The organism is Streptomyces sp. MUM 203J, from assembly GCF_022414595.1.
In the GTDB taxonomy this organism is placed as follows: Bacteria; Actinomycetota; Actinomycetes; order Streptomycetales; family Streptomycetaceae; genus Streptomyces.
The window spans coordinates 148,107-172,097 of sequence record NZ_JADWYO010000001.1; the positions used below are offsets into that span (position 1 = coordinate 148,107).

Annotated in this window: 24 protein-coding genes; 13 read left to right on the top strand and 11 right to left on the bottom strand. The window is 71.9% G+C overall.

The annotated features are described in order from the left end of the window. Positions 1-115: 115 nt before the first annotated feature. The 3 genes from I3F58_RS00635 to I3F58_RS00645 all read right to left on the bottom strand — a co-directional run bounded on the left by I3F58_RS00635 (position 116) and on the right by I3F58_RS00645 (position 2,796). Positions 116-1,816 carry a methylmalonyl-CoA mutase gene (locus I3F58_RS00635; RefSeq protein ID WP_240106120.1) on the bottom strand — a complete coding sequence of 567 codons (1,701 nt, stop codon included), beginning with the start codon at positions 1,814-1,816 and terminating at the stop codon, positions 116-118. 85 nt (positions 1,817-1,901) lie between these two features. Further along, positions 1,902-2,234 carry a DUF3817 domain-containing protein gene (locus I3F58_RS00640; protein ID WP_240106121.1) on the bottom strand — a complete coding sequence of 111 codons (333 nt, stop codon included), beginning with the start codon at positions 2,232-2,234 and terminating at the stop codon, positions 1,902-1,904. A 52-nt stretch (positions 2,235-2,286) separates the two neighbouring features. Continuing rightward, positions 2,287-2,796, bottom strand: a complete 510-nt coding sequence (locus tag I3F58_RS00645) for a MarR family winged helix-turn-helix transcriptional regulator (RefSeq protein ID WP_240106122.1) — start codon at positions 2,794-2,796, stop codon at positions 2,287-2,289. A gap of 164 nt (positions 2,797-2,960) precedes the next feature. On the opposite strand from I3F58_RS00645, the gene I3F58_RS00650 reads away from it, so the two are divergent. Then, positions 2,961-3,692, top strand: a complete 732-nt coding sequence (locus I3F58_RS00650) for an HNH endonuclease family protein (protein WP_240106123.1) — start codon at positions 2,961-2,963, stop codon at positions 3,690-3,692. Then, a complete protein-coding gene (locus I3F58_RS00655) occupies positions 3,689-3,976 on the top strand; it encodes a hypothetical protein (protein WP_374207878.1) in 288 nt (95 codons plus the stop codon). The genes I3F58_RS00650 and I3F58_RS00655 overlap by 4 nt, the downstream gene beginning before the upstream one ends. A gap of 145 nt (positions 3,977-4,121) precedes the next feature. On the opposite strand, the gene I3F58_RS00660 is transcribed toward I3F58_RS00655, so the two are convergent. From I3F58_RS00660 to I3F58_RS00675, 4 genes are all read right to left on the bottom strand, one after another. Continuing rightward, positions 4,122-4,598, bottom strand: a complete 477-nt coding sequence (locus I3F58_RS00660; RefSeq protein WP_240106124.1) for a MarR family winged helix-turn-helix transcriptional regulator — start codon at positions 4,596-4,598, stop codon at positions 4,122-4,124. 137 nt (positions 4,599-4,735) lie between these two features. Beyond that, positions 4,736-5,491 carry an AIM24 family protein gene (locus tag I3F58_RS00665; RefSeq protein WP_240106323.1) on the bottom strand — a complete coding sequence of 252 codons (756 nt, stop codon included), beginning with the start codon at positions 5,489-5,491 and terminating at the stop codon, positions 4,736-4,738. Positions 5,492-5,514: 23 nt separating this feature from the next. Further along, positions 5,515-6,165, bottom strand: a complete 651-nt coding sequence (locus I3F58_RS00670; RefSeq protein WP_240106125.1) for an AIM24 family protein — start codon at positions 6,163-6,165, stop codon at positions 5,515-5,517. Next, a complete protein-coding gene (locus I3F58_RS00675; protein WP_240106126.1) occupies positions 6,165-6,803 on the bottom strand; it encodes an AIM24 family protein in 639 nt (212 codons plus the stop codon). The genes I3F58_RS00670 and I3F58_RS00675 overlap by 1 nt, the downstream gene beginning before the upstream one ends. Before the next feature lie 183 nt (positions 6,804-6,986). On the opposite strand from I3F58_RS00675, the gene I3F58_RS00680 reads away from it, so the two are divergent. Then, positions 6,987-7,334 carry a DUF3817 domain-containing protein gene (locus tag I3F58_RS00680; protein ID WP_240106127.1) on the top strand — a complete coding sequence of 116 codons (348 nt, stop codon included), beginning with the start codon at positions 6,987-6,989 and terminating at the stop codon, positions 7,332-7,334. Continuing rightward, the gene (locus I3F58_RS00685; protein WP_240106128.1) at positions 7,331-7,630 is read left to right on the top strand and encodes an MTH1187 family thiamine-binding protein; all 300 of its coding nucleotides are present in this window, start codon (positions 7,331-7,333) and stop codon (positions 7,628-7,630) included. Before I3F58_RS00680 ends, I3F58_RS00685 begins: the two co-directional genes overlap by 4 nt. A gap of 413 nt (positions 7,631-8,043) precedes the next feature. On the opposite strand, the gene meaB is transcribed toward I3F58_RS00685, so the two are convergent. Together meaB and I3F58_RS00695 are read right to left on the bottom strand one after the other, a co-directional pair. Further along, positions 8,044-9,000 (bottom strand): methylmalonyl Co-A mutase-associated GTPase MeaB, encoded by a 957-nt coding sequence (gene meaB, locus I3F58_RS00690; protein ID WP_240106129.1) that lies wholly within the window; start codon positions 8,998-9,000, stop codon positions 8,044-8,046. Between the two features lie 49 nt (positions 9,001-9,049). Beyond that, positions 9,050-10,264, bottom strand: a complete 1,215-nt coding sequence (locus I3F58_RS00695) for an acetyl-CoA C-acetyltransferase (protein WP_240106130.1) — start codon at positions 10,262-10,264, stop codon at positions 9,050-9,052. Between the two features lie 150 nt (positions 10,265-10,414). On the opposite strand from I3F58_RS00695, the gene mce reads away from it, so the two are divergent. The 7 genes from mce to I3F58_RS00730 all read left to right on the top strand — a co-directional run bounded on the left by mce (position 10,415) and on the right by I3F58_RS00730 (position 20,948). Further along, complete coding sequence (mce, locus tag I3F58_RS00700; protein ID WP_240106131.1) at positions 10,415-10,867, top strand: methylmalonyl-CoA epimerase; 453 nt, start codon at positions 10,415-10,417, stop codon at positions 10,865-10,867. A gap of 175 nt (positions 10,868-11,042) precedes the next feature. Next, positions 11,043-15,698: a polarized growth protein Scy gene (gene scy, locus I3F58_RS00705; RefSeq protein ID WP_240106132.1), complete on the top strand. Its 4,656-nt coding sequence runs from the start codon at positions 11,043-11,045 to the stop codon at positions 15,696-15,698. A gap of 116 nt (positions 15,699-15,814) precedes the next feature. After that, positions 15,815-16,753, top strand: a complete 939-nt coding sequence (locus tag I3F58_RS00710) for a cellulose-binding protein (RefSeq protein ID WP_240106133.1) — start codon at positions 15,815-15,817, stop codon at positions 16,751-16,753. 230 nt (positions 16,754-16,983) lie between these two features. After that, complete coding sequence (locus I3F58_RS00715; protein ID WP_240106134.1) at positions 16,984-17,934, top strand: ABC transporter ATP-binding protein; 951 nt, start codon at positions 16,984-16,986, stop codon at positions 17,932-17,934. Between the two features lie 6 nt (positions 17,935-17,940). Then, positions 17,941-18,720: an ABC transporter permease subunit gene (locus I3F58_RS00720; RefSeq protein ID WP_240106135.1), complete on the top strand. Its 780-nt coding sequence runs from the start codon at positions 17,941-17,943 to the stop codon at positions 18,718-18,720. A gap of 177 nt (positions 18,721-18,897) precedes the next feature. Further along, positions 18,898-20,124: an ABC transporter ATP-binding protein gene (locus tag I3F58_RS00725; RefSeq protein WP_240106136.1), complete on the top strand. Its 1,227-nt coding sequence runs from the start codon at positions 18,898-18,900 to the stop codon at positions 20,122-20,124. Beyond that, the gene (locus I3F58_RS00730; RefSeq protein WP_240106137.1) at positions 20,121-20,948 is read left to right on the top strand and encodes an ABC transporter permease; all 828 of its coding nucleotides are present in this window, start codon (positions 20,121-20,123) and stop codon (positions 20,946-20,948) included. Before I3F58_RS00725 ends, I3F58_RS00730 begins: the two co-directional genes overlap by 4 nt. A 10-nt stretch (positions 20,949-20,958) precedes the next feature. Here I3F58_RS00730 and I3F58_RS00735 read toward each other — a convergent pair whose 3' ends face one another. After that, entirely contained in the window at positions 20,959-21,297 is a 339-nt protein-coding gene (locus tag I3F58_RS00735; protein WP_240106138.1) for an ATP/GTP-binding protein, read from the bottom strand. Between the two features lie 253 nt (positions 21,298-21,550). Here I3F58_RS00735 and I3F58_RS00740 point away from each other — a divergent pair, with 253 nt between their 5' ends. After that, positions 21,551-22,588 carry an LLM class flavin-dependent oxidoreductase gene (locus I3F58_RS00740; RefSeq protein ID WP_240106139.1) on the top strand — a complete coding sequence of 346 codons (1,038 nt, stop codon included), beginning with the start codon at positions 21,551-21,553 and terminating at the stop codon, positions 22,586-22,588. Positions 22,589-22,660: 72 nt separating this feature from the next. Here the strand turns inward: I3F58_RS00740 and I3F58_RS00745 are convergent, their stop codons facing one another. Further along, positions 22,661-23,053: an SCO5389 family protein gene (locus I3F58_RS00745; RefSeq protein WP_240106140.1), complete on the bottom strand. Its 393-nt coding sequence runs from the start codon at positions 23,051-23,053 to the stop codon at positions 22,661-22,663. A gap of 261 nt (positions 23,054-23,314) precedes the next feature. Between I3F58_RS00745 and nucS the strand changes: the two genes are divergently transcribed. After that, complete coding sequence (gene nucS, locus I3F58_RS00750; protein WP_240106141.1) at positions 23,315-23,986, top strand: endonuclease NucS; 672 nt, start codon at positions 23,315-23,317, stop codon at positions 23,984-23,986. The last annotated feature ends 5 nt before the right edge of the window (positions 23,987-23,991 follow it).

Sequence of the window (23,991 nt, forward strand, 5' to 3'; positions counted from 1 at the left end):
CGCATCGGCCCAGCTTGCCCTCCGGCATCGCCTCCCGCCAGGGCTTTTCCCCTGCCCGGCCCGCCGGAGAGGACCGGGCGGGACGGGCAGGACCGGAGGGCCTTCGCGGGGGCCCTCAGAACGTCGCAGGCTCCACGTAGTCGCCCCACTCGTCGCGCAGCGCCCCGCAGATCTCGCCCAGCGTGGCCTCCGCGCGGACCGCCTCCAGCATGGGCTCGATCATGTTGGCGCCGCTCCGGGACGCCTCCAGCATCGCGTCCAGGGAGGCGCGGACCTTGGCGTCGTCCCGGCGGGACTTGCGGTCGGCCAGGGCGCGGACCTGCTCGCGCTCCACCTCGTGGCTGACCCGCAGGATCTCCAGGTCGCCGGTGACCGAGCCGGTGTGGCAGTTGACGCCGACGACCCGCTTGTCGCCCTTCTCCAGAGACTGCTGGTAGCGGAACGCGGACTCCGCGATCTCGCCGGTGAACCAGCCGTCCTCGATCCCGCGCAGGATGCCGGAGGTGATGGGCCCGATGGGGTGCCTGCCGTCCGGGTGGGCGCGCAGGCCGCGCTCCTTGATCTGGTCGAAGATCTTCTCCGCGTCCGCCTCGATCCGGTCCGTGAGCTGCTCGACGTACCAGGCACCGCCCAGCGGGTCGGCCACGTTGGCGACGCCGGTCTCCTCCATCAGCACCTGCTGCGTCCGCAGCGCGATCTCGGCGGCCTGCTCGCTCGGCAGCGCGAGGGTCTCGTCGAGGGCGTTGGTGTGGAGGGAGTTGGTGCCGCCGAGGACCGCCGCGAGCGCCTCCACAGCCGTCCGTACGACGTTGTTGTACGGCTGCTGGGCGGTCAGCGAGACGCCCGCCGTCTGGGTGTGGAAGCGCAGCCACTGCGCCTTGTCGGTCCTGGCGCCGTAGGTCTCCTTCATCCAGCGCGCCCAGATGCGGCGGGCGGCGCGGAACTTCGCGATCTCCTCGAAGAAGTCGACGTGCGCGTCGAAGAAGAAGGACAGGCCGGGGGCGAAGACGTCCACGTCCAGACCGCGCGACAGGCCCAGCTCGACGTAGCCGAAGCCGTCGGCCAGGGTGTACGCGAGTTCCTGCGCGGCCGTCGCGCCCGCCTCGCGGATGTGGTAGCCGGAGACCGAGAGCGGCTTGTACGCGGGGATGTTCGCCGCGCAGTGCTCCATCAGGTCACCGATCAGCCGCAGGTGCGGCTCGGGCTGGAACAGCCACTCCTTCTGGGCGATGTACTCCTTGAAGATGTCCGTCTGGAGCGTGCCGTTGAGCACCCCCGGGTCGACGCCCTGGCGCTCGGCGGCGACCAGGTACATGCAGAAGGCCGGGACGGCCGGCCCGCTGATGGTCATCGACGTGGTGACGTCACCGAGCGGGATGTCCTTGAACAGGACCTCCATGTCGGCGGCCGAGTCGATCGCGACCCCGCAGTGGCCGACCTCGCCCAGCGAACGCGGGTCGTCGGAGTCGCGGCCCATGAGTGTCGGCATGTCGAAGGCGACGGAGAGACCGCCGCCGCCGTTGCCGAGGATCATCTTGTAGCGCTCGTTCGTCTGCTCGGCGTTGCCGAACCCGGCGAACTGGCGGATGGTCCAGGTCCGGCCCCGGTAGCCGGTCGGGTACAGGCCTCGGGTGAAGGGGTACTCACCGGGCCAGCCGATCCGCTCGAAGCCGTCGTAGGTGTCGCCGGGCCTCGGCCCGTACGCGGGCTCCACGGGATCGCCGGAGAGCGTGGTGAAGTCGGCGTCGCGCTTCTTGGCGGCGTCGTAGCGGGCCTGCCAGCGTCGGCGGCCTTCCTCGATGGCGTCAGCGTCCATACCCTCGAATTTACTAGGACGTCCTAGTAAATGTCGATGGGAAGCCGCCGGACGTGTACGTCACACCCGGCGGCGAGAAGCCCTCTCAGGCCTTGGCCGGGGCGGTCACCGCGCCCGTGACCAGCGGCTGGACCTCCCGGACGACCTTGCGCTCGACGAAGAAGGCGGCGAGGGGAATCGTGCCCGAGAGCAGGATCCACAGCAGCTTGCCGAAGGACCAGCGCGCCTTGGAGCCCAGATCGAACGCGAAGATCAGGTAGATGATGTAGAGCAGACCGTGGGCTTGGGAGACCATGAAGGTCACGTCCTCGCCCATCTCGAACCCGTACTTGAAGACCATGCACGTGCACAGCACAAGCAGCATGACGGCGGTGACGTAGGCCATCACCCGGTAACGGGTCAGCACGCTGGATTTCATGCCCACGAGCGTAACCAGGCGTTCCGGGCGATCTTCACAGACCCCCGGCCGACTACCTCTCCTCGAAGTCCCCCGCCGCCACCCGCAGGGGCCGCAGCATCGCGAAGAGCTCCGAGCACTCCTCCGCGTCGTACACGCCCAGCCCGAAGTCCATGCCCATCAGGTCCTTCGTGGCCGCCTCCACGACCTCGCGGCCCCTGTCCGTGACCGAGGCGAGAGTGCCGCGCCCGTCGTTGGGGTTCGGGCGCTTGTCGACCAGACCGGCCCTGACCAGCCGGTCCACGGTGTTCGTCACCGACGTGGGGTGGACCATGAGCCGCTCACCGATCTTGGACATGGGCAGCTCGCCCGCCTGGGAGAAGGTGAGCAGCACCAGCGCCTCGTACCGGGCGAAGGTCAGCCCGTACGGCTTGACGACGGCGTCGACCTCGGCCAGCAGGATCTGGTGGGCGCGCATGATCGAGGTGATCGCGGCCATCGAGGGAGCCGGGCCCCAGCGCTGCTGCCAGAGTTCGTCGGCGCGGGCGATGGGGTCGAACGGGAGACTGAGCGGCTTCGGCACGCCTCGACCTTACCCAGCAGTCACATTCCGGTCAGCCCGGTCTCACGCTTTGGTCGCCGCGGCCGGCACCACGCCTCCGGCCGTTCCGGCGTTGCCGCGGCTCCGCGCGAGCCCCGACAATGAACTGCTCACACGTTCAATCAACAGAGGGGGGCCGTCGGGCCATGAGGCATCAGCGACGGTGGCGGGTAAGGGCGTTCGCGGCGGCGACGGCACTGACCGCACTCACGGTGGCGGGCTGCACGGCGACCGGGGAGGGGACGGACCGCAAGGGCGCGGCCACCCCGTCGGCACCCGCGTCCCCGTCCACCGGCGGAGGGACGGGCGGCTCCGACGACAGCGCCCTCCCGGGCATGCCCACCGCGGCCGAGGCCCGCGCCCGGCTCGACGGCCTGACGGTCGCCCCGCACGGCAGCATGCGCGGCTACAGCCGCTCGAAGTTCCCGCACTGGGCGGAGCAGGGCCAGAAGTGCAACACGCGCGAGACGGTGCTGGAGCGCGAGGGCGCCGAGGTGCGGCAGGACGAGCAGTGCCGGGCGGTGTCCGGCACGTGGGTCAGCGTGTACGACGACGTGACCGTCGACGACGCGTCCGAGCTGGACATCGACCACATGGTGCCGCTGGCCAACGCGTGGCGCTCGGGCGCGGACAAGTGGGACCAGGAGAAGCGCAGGGCGTTCGCCAACGACCTGACGCACCCGCAGCTCCTGGCGGTGACCGCGAGGACGAACCGCTCCAAGGGCGACCAGGGCCCGGACCAGTGGCAGCCGCCGTCGAAGACGTACTGGTGCGCGTACGGCCGCGCCTGGACGTCGGTGAAGGCGACATACGAGCTGACCGTCACCGAGGCGGAGAAGGACAAGCTGGTGGAGATGCTGAACACTTGTGACTCGTGAGCACCACGAGACACGAGAACCTGTACGTGGAGGCCGGCCCCGGCGGCGTGATGACCGACGAGGTCGGCGTCGTCACCGGCGAGCTGGACGTCGTCACGGAGGCGCGGCCGGACGGCCTCGCGGCTGTGCGGGTGCGGTACTCCGAGGCGGACGAGTGGTACGTGATGACGGGCGCGCCCGTTCCCGTACCGCCCGAGGGAGGCCTGGCGGCCCTGCACGCGGAGGTGCTGCGCCGCGTCCGCGCGGGTGACGCGGCGGAGGCGCCGCGCCGGGCGGACCCCTGACCTGCCGGGAACGCGCGCGGCGGCCTCCCCCCTCGGCAGGGGCGAGGCCGCCGTGCGGCGGTGCGGGTTCCTGTGGGGGACTGTCGGCGTGGCCCTCACAGGGCGGGCGCCCGCGGGGCAGCGCGGGGCGTGGCGGCGTGCGGGGTTACGGCTTGCCGCGAAGGCCGCGGAGGTCTTCCGCGATCGGCTGGAGAGCCTTGTGCAGCGAGGTCAGGGCCTCGGGTGAGAGCTGGTCGATGAAGTGGCGGCGTACCGACTCGACATGGTGGGGCGCCACCTTCCGCATCGTGTCCATGCCCTGGTCCGTGAGGACCGCGAACAGGCCCCGCCGGTCCGACTCGCAGTTCTCACGGCGGACCAGACCGGCGTTCTCCATGCGGGTGATCTGGTGGGAGAGCCGGCTCTTGGACTGGAGGGTGGCCGCTGCCAGGTCGCTCATCCGCATGCGCCGCTCGGGGGACTCCGAGAGGTTCACGAGGATCTCGTAGTCGTTCATGGTGAGGCCGAAGGGCTGGAGTTCCTTCTCCAGCTGGTACGTCAGCAGTCTGTTGACGTCCAGATAGGTGCGCCAGGCGCACTGCTCCGCGTCGGTCAGCCACGGGGTGGCCGTCTCGGTCTCCATAGATGGATTCTACCTAAGCAGTTGAATAGTGGACGAAATCGACAAGCAGTGACGCCTGCTCCGCTTCGTCCCCCGTCCCCGAACGCCCACGCAAAAGGCGCAGGCGTTCGAGCGCGTCACCCTCCGCAGACTACCGCTCACAGCCCGAAGCGGCGCTGGAGGTCCCCCAGCTGGCCGGGAAGGCGCGGTGTCGAAGAGTGCGGGCCGTGGCCGGAACCAGGCGTACCGCCCCCGGGGACGCCCGGCTCGTGCGGAACGGTTCCCGTGTTCTGCTCCGCCATGAGCGTCTCGGTGGACTGGAGCAGTACCGTCCCCGCGCCGACGAACTCGAACTGGTGCTCCTCCCCGGACGCCCCGCCGATGCCGGTCAGCGCTCGCACGCCGCCCATCACGCCCGTCATGTACCCGTGGTCGTAGTGGTGGCACGGCGACGGGCAGTCCGCCCAGCCGACCAGCGCCTGCGGGTCCACCCGGATCGGTGGCTCCATGAACACCACCTCACCGTTCGAGGCGGCCACGAACTTGCCGGTGCCGATCAGCGTCAGGAACCCGGGCACGATCGACTGCTTCAGCGACAGCGACGGCTGGAAGGCCAGCAGATTCCCGGCCCGGATGGTCAGGTTGCCGTTCTCCAGGTCGTACGAGTTCACATCGAACGCCCGGTCCGCGAGCAGCATCTTGCCGCTGCCCTCCGCCACCACCCAGTCGCTCGCGTGCAGCGGCGAGTGGAAGCTCGTGCGCACCATGCGCTCCAGCGGGCCGTGACCGATCCCGTTGAAACTCATGTTCCCGTAGTACGCGATCATCTTGCCCTTCTGCAAGAACCACTGGGAGCCCTTCAGCTCCACGCAGAAGGTGTACGCGTTGACGTTGTCGTCACTCGGCAGGGTCATCGGGTCGTACACGACGGACGCGCTCACAGCTTCTCCTCCGAGGCCTGGACGAACACCGCACCACTGCCGCTCAGCTCCAGCTGGAACGCCTCGCCCGAGCCCCGGCCCACCATGTCGCGCCAGCCCAGCGCGGTGGACAGCTTGTTCCGTACGTCGCCGTGGTGCGCGACATACGCCTGCGGGTCCACGTGGACCGGGCGGCCCGGTGTGATCGGCAGCTGGATGACCCCGCCGTGCGCCATGACGGCCGCGGCCCCGTGGCCCTTCAGAGTCGTCGTGAACAGGCCCTGCCCGGTCACCTGCCCGCGCACCATGCCCATGACCCCGCCCTGCGAGCCCATGAACATCGTCCCCTGCTCCAGCGTCCCGTCGAAGGCCAGCAGCCGGTCCGCCTCCACGCAGAGCGTGTCCCCGGACAGCTCGATCACCTCGACGTGGTGACCTCCGTGCCCGAACATCACCGTGCCGCTGCCCTCGACCGTCATCAGCGGCGTCGACTCGCCGGCCATCCTGCGGCCGATCATCGACATGATCCCGCCCTGACCACCCATCAGATTCGGCGTGAAACTGACGTCACCCTTGTAGGCGAGCATGGCGCCGCGCTGGCTGAACATTCGCTGCCCCGGCACGATGGTGGCCTCCACCATCCGCGCATTGACCTCACGGAACGGCATCAGAGGTCACCCCCGATCGTGTTGCGTTCGCTCGGCTGCACGTACACGAGCCCATCGCCCTCGAAGCGGATCTGGAACGCCTCGCCGCCGCCCTCGCCCACGAACGTGCGGAACGTCACACCGGACTGGAAGCTCTGCGTCAGATTCCCCTGGTGCGCGATGTACGCCCCGGGGTCCACGGCCAGCGGATACTGCGGCGACACCCGCAGCACCACCGCCGGACCGTCCGACATGATCGCGACCTGGCCCGAACCCTCGACCGTGGTGGTGAACAGGCCGTTGCCGCTCGCCCCGCCGCGCAGGCCGGTGAACGTCGTGCCGGTCCGCAGCGCGGCCTCGGTGCACAGCAGGTTGCTGGCCTCGACCCACAGCTTGTCGCCGCGCAGGCCCAGCACCGTGATGTCGGAGGCCCGGTCCGCGAAGAAGCAGGTGCCCTGCCCCTTCACCTCCATGACCTCCATCTTCTCGCCGGTGATCCGCCGCGTGACCATGCCGCGCAGCCCCTCACCGCCGCCTGTCATCTTCTTGAAGGCCATATCGCCCTCGTACGCGACCATCGACCCGTTCTTCGCCTTGACGGCGTCCCCGGTCATGTCGACGGCCAGCACTTTGCTGCCTTGAAGTCGGAAGGTTGCCACGCCCAGAGACGGTAGCGGGCCCCCCGGCGGCAACGACAGGTCCCTGCGGAGGAACGTGACCCTGATAAAGGGATGGCAAAGAGGGGCTGTCACAATGGACGCGCTTGTGCACGCGTTCACAAGATCCGTGGACCTGCGCGGCGACCGTCCTTTCCACCCCCACCACGCCGGAAGGTGCCTTCCGTGGACATCAAGACCGCTTCCGCCCTCCACCGTCTCCGCCTGGTCTCCGCCCCCGAGGCCGTGTCGTTCATCCTGCTGCTGATCTGCTCGGTCCTGAAGCGCACGACGGACTTCAACGCGGTCCCGGTCATGGGCGCGATCCACGGTGTGCTCTTCGTCCTGTACGTGCTCTTCTGGCTCGACGCCTGGAACAAGGTGAAGTGGCCGCTGAAGACGGCGGCGCTCTACTTCGCTCTGTCCGTCCTGCCCTTCGGCGGCTTCTTCGCGGACCGCAAGCTGAAGAGCGCCGCGGACGCCGAGGTCATCGCCTCCCGCGCCCGCCGCGACGGCGTGGTGGACGCCGCATGATCGTCGCATTCAGCGTCACCCCGCTGGGCGTGGGCGAGGATGTCGGCGCGTACGTGGCCGACGCGGTGCGGGTGGTCCGCGAGTCCGGCCTGCCGAACCGCACGGACGCGATGTTCACGACCCTGGAGGGCGACTGGGACGAGGTGATGGCTGTCGTGAAGCGCGCCGTCGCCGCTGTGGAGGCCCGCGCCCCGCGCGTCTCGGTCGTCCTGAAGGCCGACATCCGCCCGGGCGTCACGGACGGCCTCACCTCGAAGGTCGCGACGGTGGAGCGGCACCTGGCCGGGGGCGACTGAAACCGCACCGCCCGGACGTCCCCGCCCGCCCTTGCCGGGTGGGGACGTGCGGGCGGGCCGACGCACGCCTGCGGCACGGCCGGCACCGCCCCGGGGCCGAGGGGGGACGGCGTCGGAGCCAGGGCTCGATGCGGGCGGACGGCCGTCTCCGCGCTCCGGGTGCGCCCGCCGTCCCGGCAGACCCGCAGCGGCGGCGACCGGCCGTCCCCCGCCCACGGAGGCGTTGCCGCCCTGTCGTCCGGGTCCGTCACGAGGGCGCGGTGCCACAAGGGCGTTGTCCCTGCCGGACCTTGCGCCCGGCCCGCGCCAGGGCCTCCCGGGAAGCGGGCGGCACCGGCTCGGCGGGGCCCGCCCGGGACACCGCACGGCCCCCTCCGCGAGCGGGGCGGCGGGGGCCGTGCGGGGGCGCGGACTCAGTTGCCCGTCAGGCCCGCCACCAGTTCGTCGGCGGCGGTGTACGGGTCCAGGCCGCCCGACACGATGCGTTCCGAGAGGGACTCCAGGCGGCGGTCGCCGTGGAGGTCTCCGATGCGTTCGCGCAGGGCGGTGACCGCGATGGTCTCCACCTCGTGCGCGGCGCGGGCGCGGCGGCGGGCGTTCAGGACACCGTGCTCCTCCATCCAGGCGCGGTGCTTCTCCAGGGCCTCGACCACCTCGTCGACGCCCTCGGAGCGGGCCGCCACCGTCTTGACGATGGGCGGGCGCCAGTCGCCGGGGGCCCGCGACTCGCCCAGGCCCAGCATGTGGTTCAGCTCGCGGGCCGTGGCGTCCGCGCCGTCCCTGTCGGCCTTGTTCACCACGTACACGTCGCCGATCTCCAGGATGCCCGCCTTGGCCGCCTGGATGCCGTCGCCCATGCCGGGGGCCAGCAGGACCACCGACGTGTCCGCCTGGGACGCGATCTCCACCTCGGACTGGCCGACGCCCACCGTCTCCACCAGGATCACGTCGCAGCCCGCGGCGTCCAGCACCCGGATCGCCTGCGGGGCCGCCCACGCCAGGCCGCCCAGATGGCCGCGGGTCGCCATGGAACGGATGTAGACGCCGGGGTCCGAGGCGTGTTCCGACATGCGGACGCGGTCGCCCAGGAGGGCTCCCCCGGAGAAGGGGGAGGACGGGTCCACCGCCAGGACGCCCACCCGCTTGCCCGCCTTGCGGTACGCCGTCACCAGGGCCGAGGTCGACGTCGACTTGCCCACGCCCGGCGAGCCCGTCAGACCCACCACGTAGGCCCCGCCCGTCAGCGGGGCCAGCGCGGCCATCACCTCACGGAGCTGCGGGGACGCCCCCTCCACGAGCGAGATCAGCCGGGCCACGGCCCGTGGCCTGCCCTCCCGTGCCTGGGTCACCAGTGCGGGGACGTCCACCATTGTCTACCAGCGCTCCTTACTGCCCGTGGCGGTGCTGTGCCGTGGCCGGTTACTTGGCCGTGTGGTTCGGTACGCGGACGATCAGCGCGTCGCCCTGGCCGCCGCCGCCGCACAGCGCAGCCGCGCCGACCCCGCCGCCGCGCCGCTTCAGCTCCAGGGCGAGGTGCAGGACCAGACGGGCGCCGGACATGCCGATCGGGTGGCCCAGGGCGATCGCGCCACCGTTGACGTTCACCTTTTCAGGGGATACCCCGAGATCCTTCATTGACTGCACGGCGACCGCCGCGAACGCCTCGTTGATCTCGATCAGGTCGAGGTCGGAGACCTCCAGGCCCTCCTTCTTGAGGGCGTGCCGGATCGCGTTGGACGGCTGCGACTGCAGCGAGTTGTCCGGGCCGGCCACGTTGCCGTGGGCGCCGATCTCCGCGATCCACTCCAGGCCCAGCTCCTCGGCCTTCGCCTTGCTCATCACGACGACCGCGGCGGCGCCGTCGGAGATCTGGGAGGATGTGCCGGCGGTGATCGTGCCGTCCTTGGAGAAGGCCGGGCGCAGCTTGCCGAGGGATTCGACCGTGGTCTCCGCGCGGATGCCCTCGTCCTTGGCGAAGACGACCGGGTCGCCCTTGCGCTGCGGGACCTCCACGGGGGTGATCTCGGCCTCGAACAGGCCGTTCTTCTGGGCGGCGGCGGCACGCTGGTGGGACAGGGCGGCGATCTCGTCCTGCTCGGCGCGGCCCAGGCCGAGGCGGCTGTTGTGCTTCTCGGTGGACTCGCCCATGGCGATGCCCTCGAAGGAATCCGTGAGCCCGTCGTGCGCCATGGAGTCCAGCATCTGGACAGCGCCGTACTTGTAGCCCTCGCGGGTCTTGGGCAGGAGGTGCGGGGCGTTGGTCATGGACTCCTGGCCGCCGGCGACGACGATGTCGAACTCGCCCGCGCGGATCAGCTGGTCCGCGAGCGCGATGGCGTCGAGGCCGGAGAGGCACACCTTGTTGACGGTGAGGGCCGGGACGTTCATCGGGATGCCGGCCTTGACGGCGGCCTGGCGGGCGGGGATCTGCCCGGCACCCGCCTGGAGCACCTGGCCCATGATCACGTACTGCACCTGGTCGCCGCCGATGCCGGCCCGGTCCAGGGCGGCCTTGATGGCGAAGCCGCCGAGGTCGGCGCCGGTGAAGGACTTGAGAGAGCCGAGCAGGCGGCCCATCGGGGTACGGGCACCCGCGACGATGACAGAGGTGGTGCTACCGGTCGTTCCAGACATGGAGGACGATCCCCTTTCAGCCCGAGGGGGCTGCGGAGTGAACGAGGGTTTACTGCCAATGTACTGAGGCGTACGTGTCCCGGTCACCGGGCGATCGGTGTGACGGCGCGCACGTTGCGTAACCGCTCAGCGGAGCGCTCCACTGGTCACATGCTCACGAGAATCGACCACATCGGGATCGCCTGTTTCGACCTCGACAAGACGGTGGAGTTCTACCGCGCCACCTACGGCTTCGAGGTGTTCCACACCGAGGTCAACGAGGAGCAGGGCGTCCGCGAGGCCATGCTCAAGATCAACGAGACGTCCGACGGCGGCGCCTCCTACCTCCAGCTGCTGGAGCCCACCCGCGAGGACTCGGCGGTCGGGAAGTGGCTGGCCAAGAACGGGGAGGGAGTCCACCACATCGCCTTCGGCACCGCCGACGTGGACGGGGACGCCGCGGCCATCGGCCAGAAGGGTGTGCGGGTCCTCTACGACGAGCCCCGGCGCGGCTCCATGGGGTCGCGGATCACGTTTCTGCATCCCAAGGACTGTCACGGAGTGCTGACCGAGCTCGTCACCTCGGCCGGGCAGCCGACTGAAGACGGCTCAGCGGAGCACTGACCTCCGGATTCCCGGCCCGGTAGAGTGGGCGCCTCCGGGCCGGGGTCGGATCGGGGCCGCATCGCGGCGTCGTCGTCGGAGCCGACTGTCTGACACCATTCCCCGGGGGGCCGTTCGCCGCGAACGGCGCCCGTGCAAAGAGAGTTCGCAACCAGGGGACGGATGGGACCGCGCAGTGCGGGGCTACGAACGCCAGGAGAGCCACCGGGCTGACGACGACCACCTTTCGCGGTTCGAAGCCGAGATGGACCGGCTGAAGACCGAGCGGGAGAAGGCCGTCCAGCACGCCGAGGACCTCGGTTACCAGGTCGAGGTCTTGCGCGCCAAGCTCCACGAGGCGCGGCGCACCATCGCGTCCCGCCCTGCCTACGTAGATCCGAACGAGGCCGGCTACCAGGCCGAACAGCTCCTCCGCAACGCGCAGGCGCAGGCGGAGCAGATGCGCTCCGACGCCGAGCGGGAACTGCGCGAGGCCCGCGCCCAGACCCAGCGCATCCTCCAGGAGCACGCCGAGCACCAGGCCCGCCTCCAGGCGGAGTTGCACAACGAGGCGGTGCAGCGCCGCCAGCGGCTCGACGAGGAGCTGGCCGAGCGGCGCCAGACGGTCGAGACGCATGTCAACGAGAACGTGGCGTGGGCGGAGCAGCTCCGCACCCGCACCGAGCAGCAGGCCCGCCGGCTGCTCGAGGAGTCGCGCGCCGAGGCCGAGCAGGCACTGGCCGGGGCCCGCGCCGAGGCGGCCCGGCTGGCCGAGGAGACCCGGCAGCGGGTCGGCGCCGAGGCGGAGGCGGCCCGCACCGAGGCCGAGTCGGTCCTGCTGCGGGCCCGCAAGGACGCCGAGCGGCTCCTGAACGCCGCGTCCGCGCAGGCCCAGGAGGCCACCAGCCACGCCGAGCAGGTCCGTACGGCCACCACGGCGGAGGCGGAGACGGCCCGGCAGCAGGCCACGGAGCTGAGCCGGGGCGCCGAGCAGCGGATGCAGGAGGCCGAGGAGCGGCTGCGCGAGGCCCGCACCGAGGCCGACAGGCTGGTCGCGACCGCCACCGACGACGCGACCAGGCGACTGGCCGCCGCCGACTCCGCGAACGAGCAGCGCACCCGTACCGCGAAGGCGGAGATCGCCCGGCTGGTCGGGGAGGCGACCAAGGAGGCCGAGGCGCTGAAGGCGGAGGCCGAGCAGGCCCTCGCCGACGCCCGCGGTGAGGCGGAGAAGCTGGTCGCGGCGGCTGCGGAGAAGGCCCGCACGAAGGCCGCCGAGGACTCGGCCGCACAGCTCGCCCAGGCGGCCCGCAGCGCCGAGGAGATGCTCGGCAAGGCGTCCGAGGAGGCACAGTCCACCACCCGCAAGGCGTCCGAGGAGGCCGAGCGGATCCGCCGGGAGGCGGAGGCCGAGGCGGACCGGCTGGTCCGCGAGGCGACCGGCACGGCGGAGCAGCTGCGGGGCGCCGCCAAGGACGACACCGAGGAGTACCGCGCCAAGACCGTCGAACTCCAGGAGGAGGCGCGGCGGCTGCGGGGCGAGGCCGAGAGCCTGCGCGCGGAGGCGATCGCGGAGGGCGAGCGGATCCGCGCGGAGGCCCGCCGCGAGGCCGTGCAGCAGATCGAGGAGGCCGCGAAGAAGGCCGAGGAGCTGCTGACCAAGGCGAAGTCCGACGCGGACGAGCTGCGGGCCGGGGCGACGGCCGAGAGCGAGCGGGTACGGGCCGAGGCCATCGAGCGGGCCACGTCGCTGCGGGCGCAGGCCGAGGAGACCCTGGAGCGGACGCGCGGCGAGGCCGAGCAGCTGCGGGCGGACGCGGACGAGCAGGCCGAGTCGGTCAGGACGGCGGCCGAGACCGCGGCGGCGGCGCTGCGCGAGGAGGCCGAACGGGGCATCGCGGCCCGGCAGGCGGAGGCCGCGGAGGAGCTGGCTCGGCTCCAGTCGGACGCCGAGGCGCGGCTGGTGTCGGCCGAGCAGACGCTGGCGGACGCCCGCGCGGAGAGCGAGCGGTTGCGGCGGGAGGCGGCCGAGGAGGCGGAGCGGCTGCGCACCGAGTCCGCGGAGCGGCGCCGGGCTCTCCAGGAAGAGGCCGAGGCGGAGGCGCAGCGGCTGCGGACGGAGGCGGCGGCGGACGCGGCGGGCGCCCGCGCGGAGGCCGAGGACGCGGCGGTACGGCTCCGGGCCGAGGCGGCCGCGGAGTCCGAGCGGCTCAAGGCGGAGGCTCAGGAGTCGGCCGACCGGGTGCGGGCCGAGGCGGCCGCGGCGGCGGAGCGGCTGAAGGCGGAGGCGGCGGAGGAGCTGTCGGCCGCGCAGGAGGAGGCCGACCGTCGGCGCCGGGCCGCCGAGGAGACGCTGGGCGCCGCCCGCGCGGAGGCGGACCGGGAGCGCGAGCGGGCGCGGGAGCAGAGCGAGGAGCTGCTGGCCTCGGCCCGCAAGCGGGTCGAGGACGCGCAGGCCGAGGCGCAGCGGCTGGTCGAGGAGGCCGAGCAGCGGGCCGCCGAGATGGTCGGCGCGGCCGAGCAGACCGCGCGTGAGGTGCGGGAGTCCGTCGCGGGGCTGCACGAGCAGGCCGAGGAGGAGATCGCCGGACTCCGGTCGGCGGCCGAGCACGCGGCGGAGCGCACCCGGTCGGAGGCCCTGGAGGAGGCCGAGCGGGTCCGCACGGACGCGCACGAGGAGCGGGAGCGGGCGTCGGCGGACGCGACGCTGCTGCGGGACCGGGCGCGCGAGGAGTCCGAGGCGGCGAAGGCGCTGGCCGAGCGGACCGTACGGGACGCGCTGGAAGAGGCCGAGAAGACGCGGTCCGACGCGTCGGAGTACGGGCAGCGGGTTCGGACGGAGGCCTCGGACGCGCTGTCGGCTGCGGAGCAGGACGCGGGCCGCACCCGGCAGGAGGCCAGGTCGGACGCGAACCGTATCCGGTCGGAGGCGGCCGACCAGGCGGACCGGCTGGTGACGGAGGCGTCCGGCGAGGCGGAGCGGCTGATCGCGGACGCGACGGGCGAGGCCGAGCGGATCACGGCGGAGGCGGCGGCCTCGGCGGACCAGCTGGCGACCGAGGCCACGGAGGTCCTGGAGGAGGCCCGGGCGGAGGCCCGGCGGCTCGTCGACGAGGCCCGCGAGGCGGGCGACAAGCGGCGGGCCGACGCCGCCGAACAGGCCGACCGGCTGGTCACCGAGGCCTCGGCGGAGGCCGAGCGGCTCACCACCGAGGCGGCCGACCTCCTGGAGGAGGCACGGACCGAGGCGGACCGGCTGGTCGACGAGGCCCGCAGGGCCGCGGACAAGCGGCGCAGCGACGCTGCCGAACAGGCCGACAAGCTCGTCACCGAGGCCTCGGCGGAGGCCGAGCGGCTCACCACCGAGGCGACCGACCTCCTGGAGGAGGCACGGGCGGAGTCGACGCGGCTCCGCGCGGAAGCCGAGCAGGTCAAGGCGGACGGCGAGGCGCAGGCCGAGCGGCTGCGGTCGGACGCCCGCGCGGACGGCGAGCAGGTCCTCGACGAGGCCCGGGCGGAGGCCGACCGGCTCGTGGACAAGGCCCGCGAGGCCGCGGACAAGCGACGCTCCGACGCGGCCGGACAGGCCGACCAGCTCATCACCGAGGCCGCCGCCGAGGCCGACCGGCTCGCCACCGAGGCCACCGAGGTGCTGGAGGAGGCCCGGCAGGAGGCGGAGCGGCTCCGGAGCGAGGCCGAGCAGGTCAAGGACGAGGGTGAGGCCGAGGCCGAGCGGCTGCGGGCCGCCGCGCACGCGGACGGCGAGCAGGTGCTGGACGAGGCCCGCGCGGAGGCCCGGCGGCTCGTCGACGAGGCCCGCGAGGCGGGCGACAAGCGGCGGGCCGACGCCGCCGAACAGGCCGACCGGCTCATCGCGGAGGCAGCGGACGAGGCGGAGCGGCTGCGGGCCGAGGCGGCCGAGACGGTCGGTTCGGCGCAGCAGGCGGCCGACCGGATCCGCGAGGAGGCCGAACGGCACGCCAAGGACGGCAGGGAGGCAGCCGAGCGGCTGCGGGCGGACGCGCGGGCAGAGGCCGACCGGGTGGTCGACGAGGCGCGCGAGAACGCGGCCAAGCGGCGGGCGGACGCTGCCGAACAGGCCGACCAGCTCATCGCGAAGGCCCAGGAGGAGGCGCTGCGGGCGACGACCGACGCCGAGTCGCAGGCCGACACCATGGTGGGCGCGGCCCGCAAGGAGGCCGGGCGGATCGTGTCCGAGGCGACTGTCGAGGGCAATGCCCTGGTGGAGAAGGCCCGTACGGACGCGGACGAACTGCTGGTCGGGGCCCGCCGGGACGCGAACGCCATAAGGGAACGGGTCGAGGAGCTGCGGAGCCGCACCGAGGGCGAGATCGAGGAGCTGCACGAGCGGGCCCGTCAGGAGAGCACCGAGCAGACGCGGGTCGCCGGGGAGCGCGCCGACAAGCTGGTGAAGACCGCGGAGCAGCGGCTGGCCGAGGCGGAGGAGAAGGCCAAGGAGCTGGTCGCGGACGCCAACTCGGAGGCGAGCAAGGTCCGTATCGCCGCCGTGAAGAAGGCGGAGGGCCTGCTCAAGGAGGCCAACCAGAAGAAGACCGACGTGAACCGCGAGGCGCAGAAGATCAGGGAGGACGCCGAGCGGGAGGCGGACGTCATGCTGGGCGCCGCGCGCCGGGAGCTGGAGGTGCTGGAACGCCGCCAGGAGGACATCAAGGGCGAGATCTCCCGTGTCCAGGCGGTGCTGGAGGCGTTGGAGAGTTTCGAAGCGCCCGCCGGTGACGGCGGTGGCAAGGGCGGCGGCAGCGGAAACAGCGTCAAAGCGGGTGCGGGAGCCGGGGGTACCCGTTCGAGTGGCAAGTCAAACACCGGTTAAGCCACTCAAAAGGCTGGAGATTGTCCCAATCAAACGGTCATCCGCTCGATGACACGCCGCTCTGACCCCTAGGATTCCCCCTAACACCTCAGCCGGTCTCATTCGACAGGAACCCCATGAGCGACACTTCCTCCCCCTTCGGCTTCGAGCTCGTGCGGCGTGGTTACGACCGCGGTCAGGTGGATGACCGCATTAGCAAGCTCGTTGCCGACCGCGACAGTGCTCTGGCCCGAATCAGTGCTCTGGAAAAGCGCATCGAGGAGCTGCACCTCGAAACGCAGAACGCACAGGCCCAGGTGAGCGACGCCGAGCCGTCGTACGCCGGTCTCGGTGCCCGGGTCGAGAAGATCCTCCGTCTCGCCGAGGAGGAGGCGAAGGATCTGCGCGAGGAGGCGCGGCACGCCGCCGAGCAGCACCGCGAGCTCGCGGAGGCGGCGGCGCAGCAGGTGCGCAACGACGCGGAGTCGTACGCGGCCGAGCGCAAGTCGAAGGCCGAGGACGAGGGCGTACGGATCGTCGAGAAGGCGCAGGGCGAGGCGAACCAGCTGCGCGCCGAGGCGCAGAAGGACGCGCAGTCCAAGCGCGAGGAGGCCGACGCGCTCTTCGAGGAGACCCGCGCGAAGGCCGCGCAGGCGGCGGCCGACTTCGAGACGAACCTCGCGAAGCGGCGGGAGCAGTCGGAGCGTGACCTGGCCTCGCGTCAGGCGAAGGCGGAGAAGCGACTCGCGGAGATCGAGCACCGGGCGGAGCAGCTGCGCCTGGAGGCCGAGAAGCTGCGGACCGACGCGGAGCGCCGGGCCCGGCAGACGGTGGAGACCGCGCAGCGGCAGGCCGAGGACATCGTGGCCGACGCGAACGCCAAGGCGGACCGGATCCGGTCCGAGTCGGAGCGGGAGCTGGCGGCGCTGACGAACCGCCGCGACTCGATCAACGCGCAGCTGACCAACGTGCGCGAGATGCTGGCCACGCTGACCGGTGCGGCCGTCGCCGCGGCGAACGTCCCCGGGGACGACGAGTCCGCCACCCGCGGCGTCCCGGCCCAGCAGTCCCGCTGAGCCACGGCCCCTGCGGACCCAGCCCCCGCCCCGCCCCGTCACGGTGTCCGTGCCGGGGCGGGGCGCTTTCCGGCACCTACCGCCTCCCGGCTGTGGGCGGCTGCGGCTCCGAGGTGTGGAGGGGCTCCACCGCGCCCGACGGTGCCCCTCCGCACGCACCCGGGGTTCCCCACTGCCCGCACCTGCATTCGGGTGGCGCAGGCGCCTTCGCCCCCCGTAGCGTGGGCGCCATGATCGAGCTTGAGGGGCTGACCAAACGTTTCGGCACGAAGACGGCCGTCGACCGCCTCACCTTCACCGTCCGGCCCGGCGTCGTCACCGGGTTCCTCGGCCCGAACGGGGCCGGCAAGTCGACGACCATGCGCATGATGCTGGACCTGGACGCGCCGACCAGCGGCACCGTAAGGATCGACGGACGCCACTACCGGGACCTCGACGAGCCGTTGAAGTACATCGGCGCCCTGCTGGACGCGAAGGCCATGCACGGCGGGCGCACCGCGTACAACAACCTCCTCTGCCTGGCGCAGTCCAACCGTGTCCCCGAGCGCCGGGTCGCGGAGGTCCTCGACCTGGTCGGCCTGACGGCGGTCGCGCGCAAGAAGTCGAAGAACTTCTCCATGGGCATGGGCCAGCGGCTGGGAATCGCCGCCGCACTCCTGGGCGACCCGCGCATTCTGCTCTTCGACGAACCCGTCAACGGTCTGGACCCCGAGGGAATTCACTGGATCCGCAATCTCTTCAAGGCCCTCGCGGCCGAGGGAAGAACGATCTTCGTGTCCAGTCATCTGATGAGTGAAATGGCGCTGACCGCCGATCATCTGATCGTCATCGGACAGGGCAGGCTGCTGGCCGACACGTCGATGGCGGATTTCATCCAGCAGAACTCCCGCAGCTACGTACGGCTCCGCTCGCCGCAGCGCGAGCAGGTCCTGGACGTGCTGGCGGCGGAGGGCCTGACGCCCGTCGAGGCGCAGGAAGGGGTGCTGGAGATCGACGGGGCGTCCACCGAGCGGATCGGCGAGCTGGCCGCCCGCCACGGCATCACCCTGCACGAGCTGAGCGCCCAGCGGGCCTCCCTGGAGGAGGCGTTCATGCGGATGACCGCCGCGGCGGTCGAGTACCACGCACACGACAGCACCGGCCGGGCCCCGCAGTGGGGCGCGGACGTGAAGGGGGCCTGAGCGGCGATGGCATCGGTACCGGCGGTCCTCCAGTCGGAGTGGACCAAGATCCGCACGGTCGCGTCCACGGTCTGGACGCTGGCCGGCGCGCTGTTCGTGACGGTCGCCATGGGCGCGGCCATCAGCGTCCTGATGAAGGTGACCTTCGACGACCTGCCCGCGGAGCAGCGGCTCACCTTCGACCCGACGCTGGTCAGCTTCTCCGGCATGGTGCTGGGCCAGCTCGCGATGGTCGTCTTCGGTGTGCTCGTGGTCGGCACCGAGTACAGCACCGGCATGATCCGTACATCGCTGGCGGCGGTCCCCCGGCGGGCCACGTTCCTGTTCGGCAAGATCGCCGTGGCGAGCGCCCTCGCGCTGGCGGTGGGCGTGGGCACCGGGTTCCTGTCGTTCTTCCTCGGACAGGCGCTGCTGGGTGATCACGGGACGACGATCGGCGCGGAGAACGTGCTGCGTGCGGTGATCGGCGGCGGGCTCTACATGGGGCTGATCGCGATGTTCTCGATGGGCGTGGCGGCGATGCTGCGCTCCTCCATGCTCTCGCTGGGCATCCTGATGCCGCTGTTCTTCCTGGTGTCGCCCATCCTGGCGGCGGTGCCGAAGGCCAAGGAGGTCGCGCTCTACTTCCCGGACCAGGCGGGGTCCGCGATCATGCAGGTGGTGCCCGGGGGGCTGGGCGAGGAGCCCGCTCCGTACGGCCCGTGGGGCGGGCTTGGCATCATGGTGCTGTGGGTGGCCGCGGCGCTGGCCGGCGGCTACCTCGTCCTGCGGAAGCGGGACGCGTAGCAGGGAGCCGGGTGCCGGGTCGTGCGGGGGCGTTTTCCCCGTGAGGTGGAACCGTCAGGTGCGTAACCTGCTCTTACCTCCTACGGGTGAGTTTCCGGTGGGCGTGCGGCCGTCGTGCCGCGCGGTCGCCGGACCGCCGCCCCCGCTGTAGTACCGACCTGTCGTTAGGGCTGAAGAATGATCGAGGCAGTCGGCCTGACCAAGCGCTACGGCGCGAAGACCGCCGTCGAGGACCTCACCTTCCAGGTGCGGCCCGGCGCGGTGACCGGCTTCCTGGGGCCGAACGGCTCCGGCAAGTCCACGACCATGCGCATGATCCTCGGGCTGGACCGGCCCACCTCCGGTCACGTCACGATCAGCGGCAAGCCCTTCGGGGAACTGCCGAACGCCCCCCGGCACGTCGGCGCCCTGCTGGACGCCCGCGCCGTCCACGGGGGCCGCACGGCCCGCAGCCACCTGCTGGCGCTGGCCCAGCTGGCGGGCATTCCGGCGCGCCGGGTGGACGAGGTGCTGGGGGTCGTCGGGCTCCAGGACGTGGCACGGACCCGTACCAAGGGCTTCTCGCTCGGCATGGGCCAGCGGCTGGGCATCGCCGCCGCGCTGCTGGGCGACCCGCAGGTGCTGCTCTTCGACGAGCCGGTCAACGGGCTGGACCCGGAGGGCATCCTCTGGGTGCGGAACCTGATGAAGGCGCTGGCCGCCGAAGGCCGCACCGTCTTCGTCTCCTCGCACCTGATGAGCGAGATGGCGCTGACCGCCGAGCACCTGATCGTGATCGGGCGGGGGCGGCTGCTGGCCGACATGAGCGTGCGGGAGTTCATCGCGGTGAACTCGGCGGGCTTCGCCCGGGTGCGGACGCCGGAGGGCGATCCCGGGCAGCGGGAGAAGCTGACCGGCGCGCTGACGGAGGCGGGCGGTCACGTCATGCCGGAGCGGGACGGCGCGCTGCGGGTGACGGGGCTGCCGCTGCCCCGGATCAGCGACCTGGCGCACGGCGTGGACGTCCGGCTCTGGGAGCTGTCGCCGCACCAGGCCTCCCTGGAGGAGGCATACATGCGGATGACCCAGTCGGCGGTCGACTACCGCTCGACGGACGACGAGCGCTCGGGCCTGATGCAGGAACTGCCGGAGGAGTGGCCGCCGTCTCCGGGACCGGTGGTCCCGGAGGTCCCCACGGAGAGCTGGTACGCTCCGCCGCCTCCGTCCCGCAAGACTCCCCCGCACGCCCCCCGCGAGGCGGACGCCGGCGCGGGCACCCGCCCGGAGCCCCCGACGGCCGCCACGAGCACGGGCACGGGCACGGCGGCGGTGCCGCCGGCCGACAGGGGTGCGGGAGGCAGCGGCAACTCTCCCGCAGAAGCCGAGACGACGACCGGAACCCGCCGCTCCGAGGACGCACGATGACCACCGCCCCGTACACCTCGCCCATCCCCGTCCGGCCCGCGACGCTGCAGGACGCGGTCGCCGCCGAGTGGACCAAGATGCGGTCACTCCGTTCCACGATGTGGATGCTCGGGGTGATGACGGCCGTCGTGGTCGGGGTCGGGCTCATGCTCGCGATCGCGGTGCGGAGCGTGCCCGACGACTATGCCGCCGAGGAGGCGGGCCGCAGCGGTGCGGTCCTGGAGCTGGGGATCGTCGGCATGCTGCTCGGCACGGTCTGCGTGATCACGCTCGGGGTGCTGACCATCACCTCCGAGTACGGCACCGGGCTGGTCCGCGCCACCTTCACCGCGTGCCCCAGCCGGGGGCGGATCCTGGCGGCGAAGTCCCTGGTGTTCTTCGTGGTGGTCTTCGCGATCACGACGGCGGTCTCCGCGCTGACCGGGCTCATCCAGACCGGACTGGTCCAGCACGCGGGCACGCCGACGCTCTCGCACTGGATCCGGGCGACCGTCGGCGTGGGCCTGTTCATGGCCCTGCTCGGGCTGCTGTCGCTGGCGGTGGGCACGATGCTGCGGCACTCGGCCGGAGCGATCACCGCCATGATCGGTCTGGTGCTGCTGCCGTTCGTGCTGGTCATCGGACTGTACGCGGACTCGCTCAGCGGCCTGCGGAGCTGGCTCGTCGAGTACTCGATCCCCGCCCAGCTGTCGATCCTCTACGGCAGCGACGGCAGCGGCTTCGACGGCCACCCGTCAGGCTGGGACCCCCTGTGGATCATGGGTGGCCTGACGGCGGCGGCGATGGCGGGCGCCTACGTGTCGCTGACGCGCAGGGACGTGTGACGGTGCGGGCTCAGTACCGCGGCGCGTTCCGGGACCGCTGCACCCGGACGCCGCGGCGGTCCTTCGCGTTCCAGCAGGCCTGGTGCCAGTGGCGCCGGTCGTCCACGCCCCCGTAGTCGGGCCACGCCACGATGTGCGCAACCCCGGACGGGATCTCCTGGTCGCAGCCGGGACACCGGTACCGCTTGCCCGCCGCGCTCGCGCCCGCCACGTTCCGTACGGACCACTCCTCGCCCTGCCAGGTCTCGGTCCGCTGGAAGCCGCCGTAGCGGTCGCCGCCCGTCTCACCGCCGGGCGTGCCGGACGGCTGGCCGCCCCTCCTCCGGGACCGGTTGTGGCGCGGGGACACAGGAAACACCTCACAGGGGCGGGCGGTCAGGGACTCGTCCGGTCCAGCGTAAGGGGCTGACGGGAGCCGCCTGAACGGCCGCAGGGCACCCGTCCCGCCCCGGACAAACCGCTCAGACGTACGACACATCCCTCTCCCTGGGGATGCTTAGCGGAAAATCGGAAGAACTTGCCACAGGGCCGTTGCCTTTGGCACGTGTCAGGCGTTGTTGCCCGTGAGGCAGCCGCGTCGGCCGTCGAGGAGGCAACAGACGATGCGTGTGGGAACTTTCGTACTGGCGGCCCAGTTTCCCGGCCAGGGCCACAGTGAGGCGCTGCACCGAGCGGTGCGCTCCGCCGAGGTCGCGGAGGAGGCGGGACTGGACTCGGTGTGGCTGGCAGAGCACCACTTCGTGCCCTACGGGACGTGCCCCTCGGCCGTCACGCTGGCCGCACTGCTGCTGGGCCGCACCCGCAGGATCCGGGTCGGCACAGCCGTCAGTGTGCTGCCGAACACCCACCCTGTCGCGCTGGGCGAGCAGGCCGCACTGCTGCACATCACCTCGGGCGGCCGGTTCACACTCGGGGTCGGCCGCGGCGGGCCATGGGTGGACCTGGAGGTGTTCGGCGGCGGACTGGACGCCTTCGAGCGGGACTTCCCCGAGGCGCTGGACCTGCTGATGCGCTGGCAGCGCGGGCCCACCAGGGTGTCCGGGGACGGCCCCCGGCACCGCTTCCGCGAGGTCGCCGTGGTCCCCCGCCCCGACGAACTGGTCGACGGCTCGGCGGCGCCGGAGACGATCCTCGCCTGCACCTCACCCTCAAGCGTGAAGCTCGCGGCCCGGCACGGTCTGCCCATGCTGCTCGGCATGCACTGCGGGGACGACGTCAAGGCCGACATGGTCGCGGCGTGGCGAACGGAGGCCCTCGCGGCCGGACACGCTCCGGAGGAGGTCGCCCGGATCGCAGGCCTGCATGTGTCGGCGGGCGTCGCCCAGATCGCGGACCACACGCCGGACGCGGCGGAGGTCCTGCTGAAGTCGATGCCCGGCTGGTTCCGGTCGGGGCTGGGCGCGCATGTGACGGTGGACGGCCGGAAGCGGACGATGCGGGACCCGCTCGCGTACACCGAACTGCTCTGCCGGCTCCACCCCGTGGGCACCCCCCGGCTGGCGGCCGACCGGCTGGCCGCGACGGCCGAGCGGACCGGGATCCGGCGGTTCGCGCTGCTGGTCGAGGGCTCGGGCCTGGTGGCCGCCACGGAGGAGAACGTACGACGCCTGGCCTCGGAGGTCCTGCCCCTGCTGAGCTGAGCGAACGGATCTGCTGCCGCCCCTGCGGGAGTCACCTCACGGTCCGCGGAGCGGCAACACGCGCACCTGCCCTCAGCAGTCCCGCAGTTCGGGTGACTGGTTCAGCAACTGCCCCCGGGGCGAGGTGAAGCGGGCCAGCCGCTCGTCGGCCGACGGCTCCAGGGGGAACACCGCGACCCGGTGGCAGTTCTGGAACGCGAGCCGCACGCCGAAGTGACGCTCCAGCGCCCCCCGGATCGCGTCGCTCGCCAGCGCGCGCAGCAGCTGTCCACGCGCCTGCTCGTCCGGCGGCGGCGTCTGGTTGTCGGCGAACGTACCCCCGTCCACCTTCAGCCGGGCCACCAGGGAACTGATCATCTCCCATGCGAAGGGCAGGGAGGTCCGGACGCAGTCGACGAAGTCGGCTTCGTCGACCTCGCCTCGCTCGGCCTGTTCCAACAGGGCCGGTGAGACGTCGAGCGACATGGGGTTCTCCTCTCGCGACCCCACGGGGGCGGGGCCTTACGGGCAGGGAAAGGAGGCCCCCGTACGGCACGCAGCGTGCACGAGCGACAACCTCCCGCGTCCACGTTAGGCGCGCCGTCCTGACCGCACCAGAAGATTGGGCCACAACAGGCCATGGAAGAGGGGGCTTTGCAGCGCCCCGGCAGGGCGCCCGACGGCGCAGCGGCCGGAGCACGGCGCCGAATCGCGTTCAGGGCACGGTGTCGAGTAGCGTTGCGGACCATGCGTCTCGTCATCGCCCGTTGCTCCGTGGACTATGCCGGCCGGCTCACCGCCCATCTGCCCTCGGCCCCCCGTCTGATCCTCGTCAAGGCGGACGGCAGCGTGTCCATCCACGCCGACGACCGGGCGTACAAGCCCCTCAACTGGATGTCGCCGCCCTGCACCCTCAAGGAGGGCGACGGCGAGTCGGAGGGGGTGTGGACGGTCGTCAACAAGGCGGGCGAGAAGCTGATCATCACGATGGAGGAGATCCTTCACGACTCGTCGCACGAACTGGGCGTCGATCCCGGTCTGATCAAGGATGGCGTGGAAGCGCACCTTCAGGAGCTGCTGGCCGATCGGATCGAGACACTCGGTGAGGGCTACACGCTCATCCGCCGCGAGTACCCGACCGCCATCGGCCCGGTCGACATCCTGTGCCGCGACGCCGACGGCGGGACCGTCGCCGTCGAGATCAAGCGGCGCGGGGAGATCGACGGGGTCGAGCAGCTGACCCGCTACCTGGAATTGCTGAACCGCGATCCGCACCTCTCGCCGGTGACGGGCGTCTTCGCCGCGCAGGAGATCAAGCCGCAGGCCCGGGTGCTGGCCACCGACCGCGGCATCGGCTGTGTGGTCCTCGACTACGACGCGCTGCGTGGCATCGAGGACGACAAGCTGCGGCTCTTCTGAGCCGG

What these genes read in the sequence shown, in the direction of transcription:
- I3F58_RS00640 (WP_240106121.1), bottom strand. Translation starts at nt 2,234, where the DNA reads ATGAAATCCAGCGTGCTGACCCGTTACCGGGTGATGGCCTACGTCACC.
- I3F58_RS00685 (WP_240106128.1), top strand. Translation starts at nt 7,331, where the DNA reads ATGATCGTCGCATTCAGCGTCACCCCGCTGGGCGTGGGCGAGGATGTC.
- I3F58_RS00665 (WP_240106323.1), bottom strand. Translation starts at nt 5,491, where the DNA reads ATGACCCTGCCGAGTGACGACAACGTCAACGCGTACACCTTCTGCGTG.
- I3F58_RS00715 (WP_240106134.1), top strand. Translation starts at nt 16,984, where the DNA reads ATGATCGAGCTTGAGGGGCTGACCAAACGTTTCGGCACGAAGACGGCC.
- I3F58_RS00720 (WP_240106135.1), top strand. Translation starts at nt 17,941, where the DNA reads ATGGCATCGGTACCGGCGGTCCTCCAGTCGGAGTGGACCAAGATCCGC.
- I3F58_RS00710 (WP_240106133.1), top strand. Translation starts at nt 15,815, where the DNA reads ATGAGCGACACTTCCTCCCCCTTCGGCTTCGAGCTCGTGCGGCGTGGT.
- nucS (WP_240106141.1), top strand. Translation starts at nt 23,315, where the DNA reads ATGCGTCTCGTCATCGCCCGTTGCTCCGTGGACTATGCCGGCCGGCTC.
- I3F58_RS00695 (WP_240106130.1), bottom strand. Translation starts at nt 10,264, where the DNA reads ATGTCTGGAACGACCGGTAGCACCACCTCTGTCATCGTCGCGGGTGCC.
- I3F58_RS00745 (WP_240106140.1), bottom strand. Translation starts at nt 23,053, where the DNA reads ATGTCGCTCGACGTCTCACCGGCCCTGTTGGAACAGGCCGAGCGAGGC.
- I3F58_RS00730 (WP_240106137.1), top strand. Translation starts at nt 20,121, where the DNA reads ATGACCACCGCCCCGTACACCTCGCCCATCCCCGTCCGGCCCGCGACG.
- mce (WP_240106131.1), top strand. Translation starts at nt 10,415, where the DNA reads ATGCTCACGAGAATCGACCACATCGGGATCGCCTGTTTCGACCTCGAC.
- I3F58_RS00725 (WP_240106136.1), top strand. Translation starts at nt 18,898, where the DNA reads ATGATCGAGGCAGTCGGCCTGACCAAGCGCTACGGCGCGAAGACCGCC.
- I3F58_RS00670 (WP_240106125.1), bottom strand. Translation starts at nt 6,165, where the DNA reads ATGCCGTTCCGTGAGGTCAATGCGCGGATGGTGGAGGCCACCATCGTG.
- meaB (WP_240106129.1), bottom strand. Translation starts at nt 9,000, where the DNA reads ATGGTGGACGTCCCCGCACTGGTGACCCAGGCACGGGAGGGCAGGCCA.
- I3F58_RS00740 (WP_240106139.1), top strand. Translation starts at nt 21,551, where the DNA reads ATGCGTGTGGGAACTTTCGTACTGGCGGCCCAGTTTCCCGGCCAGGGC.
- I3F58_RS00650 (WP_240106123.1), top strand. Translation starts at nt 2,961, where the DNA reads ATGAGGCATCAGCGACGGTGGCGGGTAAGGGCGTTCGCGGCGGCGACG.
- I3F58_RS00660 (WP_240106124.1), bottom strand. Translation starts at nt 4,598, where the DNA reads ATGGAGACCGAGACGGCCACCCCGTGGCTGACCGACGCGGAGCAGTGC.
- I3F58_RS00635 (WP_240106120.1), bottom strand. Translation starts at nt 1,816, where the DNA reads ATGGACGCTGACGCCATCGAGGAAGGCCGCCGACGCTGGCAGGCCCGC.